Raw genomic sequence first — 7,445 nt, forward strand, 5'->3', positions numbered from 1 at the left:
CGGAGAGACCGACGAGCATGTGCTTTTCGGCGACTGGCAGATATGTTTCCAGACATATGCGGATCTTTACAATATTCTTCCCGATGACAGACGTATACGCCGCGCCAGGGAAGTAATGGAATATCAGATGTCCACGCCGCAGAATGATTACTGGTGGTGGGCAGACGGATTGTATATGGTGATGCCGGTGATGACAAAAATGTATAAGATTACCGGAAACAGCAAATATCTTGACAAACTTTACGATTACGTCCTCGTCAGCGACAGTATCATGCTTGACAACGAGACCGGTCTTTATTTTCGGGATGGCAAATATGTATATCCGAAACATAAGAGTGTCAACGGCAAGAAGGATTTCTGGGCACGCGGCGACGGCTGGGTTCTCGCCGGTCTGGCAAAAGTCCTCGGAGACCTGCCGGCGGAATACAAGCACCGTGACTTCTTCGAGAAGAAATACAGGAAACTTGCCGATGCGGTTGTGGCATGTCAGCAGCCTGAAGGCTACTGGACACGCTCCATGCTTGATCCTGAACACGCTCCGGGACCGGAGACAAGCGGCACGGCATTCTTCACTTACGGTCTGCTGTGGGGCATAAACAACGGTTATCTTACCGATTCACGCTATCTTGACGCGGCGCAGAAAGGATGGAAATATCTTCGTGGAAAGGCACTTCAGAAAAACGGTACGGTAGGCTATGTGCAGCCTATCGGAGAGAAGGCGATTCCGGGGCAGGTGGTCGATGCCGGATCGACTTCCGATTTCGGGACGGGAGCTTTTTTGCTCGCTGCGTGCGAATATGTCAGACATCTTGAGAAAGGTAAGAATCAGGATAGAAAATACTGGTCAGACCTTGCATACAAAATCGCTTATCCCGTGCTCAGCAATATGGCTGACGGCAACCTGCAGAAGAATATGCTTGTAGAGGTAAGCCCCAACTGGGACGGCCGCGACAAGAAAGTGACGTATATGGAGACATTCGGTCGTCTGATGGCAGGCATAGCTCCATGGCTGTCGCTGCCCGACGACGGTACGGAAGAGGGTAAGATGCGTTCTGAACTCAGGGAGATGGCTCTTAAAAGTTACGCTCATGCCGTGAATCCCGACAGCCCTGATTATCTCGGCTGGCGCGGTCATGGTCAGGCTCTGGTGGATGCCGCATATGTGGCAGAGAGTTTCATACGCGGTTACGATGCGCTTTGGGTTCCTCTCGACGATGTCACAAAGCAGCGTTACATAACTGAATTCACACAGCTCAGAAAAGTCGATCCTCCTTATACAAACTGGTTGCTTTTCTCTTCCACGATAGAGAGCTTTCTTGCAAAAGTAGGCGCTCCTTATGACCAATACCGCGTGAACTCGGCAATACGCAAGACCGAGGAGTGGTATACCGGCGACGGCTGGTATGCCGACGGTCCAGACTTCGCATTCGACTATTACAGCAGTTATGTTTTCCACCCCATGTATCTGGAGACGCTTCAGAACATGAAAGACGCAAAGGCATATACCCGTATACATTATCCGCGTTATTACGAGCAGGCTCTGAGAAGAACGCAGAAGTATGCTGTGGTTCTCGAACGTCTCATATCACCCGAAGGGACATTCCCTGTGTTCGGACGTTCGATACCCTACCGCATGGCTACCATGCAGCCTCTCGCTCTGATGGCATGGTATGACAAGCTCCCTGCCGGAATGACCCCCGGACAGGTCCGTGCTGCTCTTACGGCAGTCATGCACAATATGTTTGACGGTAAAGAGAATTTCAACGAGAAGGATTTTCTTACAATCGGATTCTGCGGCCGTCAGCCTAATGTCGCCGACTGGTATACGAACAATGGCTCGCTGTATATGACCACGCTGGCATTCATGCCTCTCGGTCTGCCTGCCACTCATCCGTTCTGGAGTGACGCTCCGCTCGACTGGACAAGCCGCAAGGCATGGTCGGGCAAACCATTCCCCAAAGACCATCACTGGAGAGGCGACAAGCAGAGAATGGGTGATTTGTTCTGAAAAAACGTATATATTATAAGTGAGTTAAAATTAAGCTCACGAAATAAATTCGTGTTACAACGAAATATACTCTAAAAACTATAACATCAAGGTATAATGGAAAATATGTTCTCCCTTGAAGGGAAAGTGGCTCTGGTCACAGGTGGTGTGTATGGTATAGGATTCGCGATTGGAAAGGCACTTCACGATGCCGGCGCGAAAGTGGTATATAATGCTCATACAGAGGAGTCGATGAATATCGGCGCCGAGAATTACAAGGCTGCCGGGATTGATGCCAAAGGATATTTCTGCGATGTGACGGATGAAAAAAGCGTGCAGGAAATGATTGCCGACATAGAGAAAAACTACGGCGGTGTGGACATTCTTGTAAACAATGCCGGCATAATCAAGCGCACACCGATGACGGAAATGGCAGTGGAGGATTTCCGTCTCGTTGTGGATATCGACCTTATTGCGCCGTTTATATGCGCCAAGGCTGTGATTCCCGGCATGATAAAGAAAGGTCACGGAAAGATTATTAACATATGTTCGATGATGAGCGAATTGGGCAGGGAGACTGTGTCTGCCTATGCCGCAGCCAAAGGAGGCCTCAAGATGCTTACCCGCAACATCTGTTCCGAATATGGTGATGCCAACATACAGTGCAACGGTATCGGTCCGGGTTACATCGCTACCCCGCAGACAGCTCCGTTGCGCGAGCGTCAGCCCGACGGAAGCCGTCACCCGTTCGATCAGTTCATCATCGCCAAAACACCGGCAGGTCGCTGGGGCACTCCTGAAGACCTCATGGGCCCGGCGGTGTTCCTTGCCTCCGATGCCTCCAACTTTGTCAACGGCCATGTGCTTTACGTAGACGGAGGTATTCTTGCCTATATCGGTAAACAACCATGATAATTATAATCTAACCTATCATAAGTGATGATGAATCGCATGATGTTGTTGTCTGCGGTGTTCGCCTGCGCCCTGTCGGCGCGGGCGGAGTCCGTGGAAATCATGATTTATAACCCTGCCGGATTCGCGAGGGAAAACGAGATTGCGGAGATTGACGAGAGCGCGGTGAAATCGCGTCTCGGTTCTCCTTTCTTCGTTCTTACGGATTCGGAAGGTAAGGAGATTCCATGGCAGAAGACACATGACGGGAAAATATTGTTTCCGGTAAATGTCGCTGCCGGCGGCTCGGCGGTATATGTGGCGGCTCCCGGAGTGCCGCAACCTGTGACACCTCTTGTCTACGGTCGCCTCTTCCCGGAGCGTGCCGATGACATGACATGGGAGAACGACAATGGCGCGTATCGCGCTTATGGTCCGGGACAGCAGAAGAACGGAGACCGCACGTTCGGTTACGACATCTGGACAAAGTCAGTGCCGGACCTTGTGCTTGAAAAGAGATATATCGGCAACAACCGTCAGGGAAAGACGTTTCATCGTGACTATGGTGAGGGGATGGACGTGTATACTGTCGGTCCCACGCTCGGCGGAGGCACAAACGCATTGCTTGATGACTCCGGTGAAATCATTTATCCGTGGTGTTTCTCGGAATATGAGATTATCGAACACGGACCGCTGCGGTTTCAGGTCAGGCTGGTTTATCCCCCTGCGACAGCGGAAAAAGGGATACCTGCAGCCGAGCAGCGTGTGATCACCCTTGATGCCGGAGACTGGTTCAACAGAACGGATGTGACATATTACGGACTCGATTCCGTAAGGGATATGGTTGCCGGCCAGGTTGTGCACATCCAGAATCCCGAAGGTTATGTGCTCGACAAGGAGAACAATGCCGTGGCATATGCGGATCTCACTGAAAATGCGGAAGCCGGAAACGGGACTATATATCTTGGTATGCTGTCTGTTTCTGATTCCGAACCGTTGTATATGCCCCTTCCCGCTCCTGCGGGTGATGCCGTTGGGCACGTGGTTCTCAAAGGTAAGGTGGAGAATGCGAAGCCGTTCACATATTACTGGGGCGCGGGCTGGAGCAAAGGGGGAGTGCCGTCGATGGATGCATGGCGTGATAAGATAGAGCGCAAAAGGATGTGTCTTGACAACCCGCTTCGGATAAAAGTAATTTCAAGAAAGTAATAAAGGAGATGGAAGAAGTTTTTAAATACATAATCGGTCTCGGCGCCGCTGTAATGATGCCTGTGATTTTTACTGTGCTCGGGCTCTGCATAGGCATAAGGTTCGGGGATGCGTTGAAATCCGGACTGAAGGTCGGTGTCGGTTTCGTGGGGCTTTCTATCGTGACGGCGTTGCTGACTTCGGCACTTGGACCGGCGCTTAACAAAGTAGTGGAAATCTATGACCTCCAGCTTAAAGTGTTTGATATGGGCTGGCCGGCGGCTGCATCCGTGGCATATAATACTGCTGTCGGTGCATTTGTGATTCCGGTATGTCTTGGTGTCAACCTGCTGATGCTTTTCACCAAAACTACCCGCACCGTAAATATCGACCTGTGGAATTACTGGCATTTCGCATTTATAGGGGCTGTGGTATATTTCGCATCCGATTCACTGGTCTGGGGATTTTTCGCGGCAATAGTGTGCTACGTTATTACTCTTGTCATCGCAGATATGACGGCACGCAAATTCCAGAATTTCTATGAAGGAATGGACGGAATTTCAATTCCACAGCCGTTTTGCGCAGGTTTCGTGCCTTTTGCAATCGGTGTGAACTGGCTTTTCGACAAAATTCCGGGTGCGAACAAAGTAGACGTCGATGCCGAAGGGTTGAAAAAGAAATTCGGTGTGCTCGGAGAACCGCTTATGCTCGGTGTCATTGTCGGTGTTGGCATCGGTTGCCTGACATGCGAGAGCTGGAAAGAGATAGTTGACAATATTCCTTATATACTCGGTCTCGGAATCAAGATGGGAGCCGTGATGGAGCTTATTCCCCGTGTCACGGTGCTCTTTATCGAGGGTCTCAAGCCTATCTCCGAAGCGACAAGAAGTCTTATCTCCCGGAGATTCAAGGGTGCTGACGGTCTGAACATCGGTATGAGTCCGGCGCTTGTAATCGGTCATCCCGCCACACTCGTGGCATCTATTCTGCTCATACCTGTGACACTGCTCTTTGCCGTTGTGCTTCCGGGCAACCAGTTCCTTCCCTTGGCTTCATTGGCGGGAATGTTCTATCTGTTTCCTCTGATGCTGCCGTATACGAAAGGCAATGTGGTCAAGACATTCGTTGCAGGACTTGTGGCGATAGTCGTTGGTCTTTATATGGTTACAAATATGGCACCCGCATTTACGATTGCCGCCGCCGATGTGTTCTCGGCGACCGGAGATGCAGCCGTGGCGATTCCTGCCGGGTTTGACGGCGGTTCGCTTGATTTCGCTTCGAGTCCGCTGTCATGGATAATCTATCAGTGTTCATGCAATCTCAAATGGATCGGAGCCGGTCTGCTTGTTGCGGTGGCTCTCGGCATGGCTGTGTTCAACCGCATACTGATTGTCCGCAATCAGAAGGCTATGATTGCCTCAGGTTCCGACAGACTTCAGAAAACAGAGTAAACAAGTCCTCATTCACACAATCAGGAATGTTAATAAACAGAATAACTACAATATGAAAAGAATAGCATTATCTCTATTTATGCTTGCGGCGTGTGGCGCGATGCAGGCTCAGACCAACTATCAGGTTCTTCACGCGTGTCATCCCGCAGATGTGAAACATTACGACAACGAGCAGCTCCGTTCCCGTTTTCTGATGGAAAAAGTGATGGAGGCGGATAAGGTTAACCTCACATACACTATGTATGACCGTCTCATTTTCGGAGGTGTCATGCCTGTATCGAAGACTGTCGAGCTTGAGACAATAGATCCCCTCAAGGCGGAGTATTTTCTGGAACGCCGCGAGCTTGGTGTGATCAATACCGGTGGCGACGGCATAGTGAATGTGGACGGCAAGGATTACGAACTGCATTTCAAGGATGCGCTGTATGTCGGTCAGGGAAACAAAAAAGTTACCTTCAGAAGCAAGGATGCCGCTAATCCCGCCAAATTCTACATCAATTCCACACGCGCCCACAAACATTACAAGACACAGTTGATCTCGATCGACGGCAGGAAGGGCACAATCAAGGCGAACCAGATCAAAGCCGGCTCTCTTGCCGAAAGCAACGACCGCGTAATCAATCAGCTGATTGTTAATAACGTTCTTGAGGAAGGTCCGTGTGAGCTTCAGATGGGTCTGACAGAGCTTAAGACAGGTTCTGTCTGGAACACCATGCCGGCCCACACCCACGACCGTCGTGTAGAGGCATACTATTACTTCAATGTGCCCGAAGGCAACCGTATCTGTCATCTTATGGGAGAACCAAAGGAGAACCGTCTTATCTGGATGAATCCCGAGCAGGCGGTGATTTCACCCGAATGGAGCATCCATTGCGCAGCAGGCACAAGCAATTACATGTTTATCTGGGGCATGGGCGGCGAAAACCTCGACTATACCGACCAGGACCGCTTCCCCTACACAGAGATGCGCTAACACGAATATACGGAAAATTTTCTATAGAAACAGCGGTATTCGGCAATATTGTCGAATGCCGCTGCTGTATTATAATATATGGATTCATATTTGTGAAAAAATTTGGTTGCACTTATGTGTAATTTGTGGTGTCGGTCGCCTTATTGATAAAACTTTATTAACTAACCTCCTTAAAATCGACTGATGAAAAAGGTATTCTATTATTTATCTTCTTTATTGGTGCTGGCAGGATGCTCTCAGGAAACAGATTTCTTCCCATCCAACGGCACCGGAGACAACGCGGGTTTCAAATTCGAACTGACAACCGATGACAATACAACCCGCACGGTTACTGACGATAATTTCAAAACCGTCTTCTCGGAAGGAGACCAGGTCGGTCTCTTTGTGGTTAAAAGAACGGACGGGGATGTGTCGCTGAAGGCATCGGGCAACTATGCCGACAACCGCAAGCTGACTTATTCGGGCGGCGAATGGATTATAGACAGGGAAGTGACCAAACCTTCGAATGGCGAGATTCTCGATTTCTATGCCTATTATCCCTATGTTGAAAACGCTGACCCCACGGCTATCGCCTATGACGCCACAAAATCTATGTGCGACCTCATGATGGCAAACACCGGTGGTGTCGATGCATCCTCAGAAGTGGTGAAACTCATTTTCAGTCATCAGCTCTCGCTGATTGACACAAGAATCAGTGGTGGCGCGGCAAGTGGCGTAACCGTTAAAAGTGTCAAGACAAAGGCAAGCTTCGACCTCGGCAAGTTCGGCACGGAAGAAGTGATGACGCTTTCCGGCACGGAGACCGCCGATGTTAAGATGGAAAACGTCGGTAAGAAACATTTCCGCGCCTATATCCCCTCACAGGAAGTTGAAGGTTCGCAACTGCTTATAGAGCAGGGTGAGAAAACGCAGACGTATACACCCGTAAACACAGGTTTCAAGANAGGGACTGCAT

6 protein-coding genes are annotated in these 7,445 nt (G+C 50.0%); all 6 read left to right on the plus strand.

What is annotated here, in order from left to right; genetic code table 11:
- Positions 1 to 2,008 (plus strand): DUF2264 domain-containing protein (locus JX312_RS06385; protein WP_204457432.1); only part of this gene is annotated, 2,008 nt, incomplete at its 5' end.
- Between the two features lie 96 nt (positions 2,009 to 2,104).
- Positions 2,105 to 2,899: a gluconate 5-dehydrogenase gene (locus tag JX312_RS06390; protein WP_123404482.1), complete on the plus strand. Its 795-nt coding sequence runs from the start codon at positions 2,105 to 2,107 to the stop codon at positions 2,897 to 2,899.
- A 27-nt stretch (positions 2,900 to 2,926) separates the two neighbouring features.
- Positions 2,927 to 4,087, plus strand: coding sequence for a DUF4861 family protein (locus tag JX312_RS06395; RefSeq protein WP_123404480.1), 1,161 nt, complete (start codon positions 2,927 to 2,929; stop codon positions 4,085 to 4,087).
- 8 nt (positions 4,088 to 4,095) lie between these two features.
- Positions 4,096 to 5,517: a PTS galactitol transporter subunit IIC gene (locus JX312_RS06400; RefSeq protein ID WP_204457433.1), complete on the plus strand. Its 1,422-nt coding sequence runs from the start codon at positions 4,096 to 4,098 to the stop codon at positions 5,515 to 5,517.
- A gap of 52 nt (positions 5,518 to 5,569) precedes the next feature.
- Positions 5,570 to 6,490: a 5-dehydro-4-deoxy-D-glucuronate isomerase gene (gene kduI, locus JX312_RS06405; protein WP_123404476.1), complete on the plus strand. Its 921-nt coding sequence runs from the start codon at positions 5,570 to 5,572 to the stop codon at positions 6,488 to 6,490.
- A 183-nt stretch (positions 6,491 to 6,673) separates the two neighbouring features.
- On the plus strand, positions 6,674 to 7,445 hold a 772-nt coding region (locus JX312_RS06410; protein WP_204457434.1), incomplete at its 3' end, for a fimbrillin family protein.

The organism is Barnesiella sp. CU968 (assembly GCF_905219685.1).
GTDB classification, from domain to species: Bacteria; Bacteroidota; Bacteroidia; order Bacteroidales; family Muribaculaceae; genus Lepagella; species Lepagella muris_A.

Excerpts from the sequence above, each read along its gene's own strand:
- JX312_RS06395 (WP_123404480.1), top strand. The coding sequence starts at position 2,927 with ATGATGAATCGCATGATGTTGTTGTCTGCGGTGTTCGCCTGCGCCCTG.
- JX312_RS06400 (WP_204457433.1), top strand. The coding sequence starts at position 4,096 with ATGGAAGAAGTTTTTAAATACATAATCGGTCTCGGCGCCGCTGTAATG.
- kduI (WP_123404476.1), top strand. The coding sequence starts at position 5,570 with ATGAAAAGAATAGCATTATCTCTATTTATGCTTGCGGCGTGTGGCGCG.
- JX312_RS06390 (WP_123404482.1), top strand. The coding sequence starts at position 2,105 with ATGGAAAATATGTTCTCCCTTGAAGGGAAAGTGGCTCTGGTCACAGGT.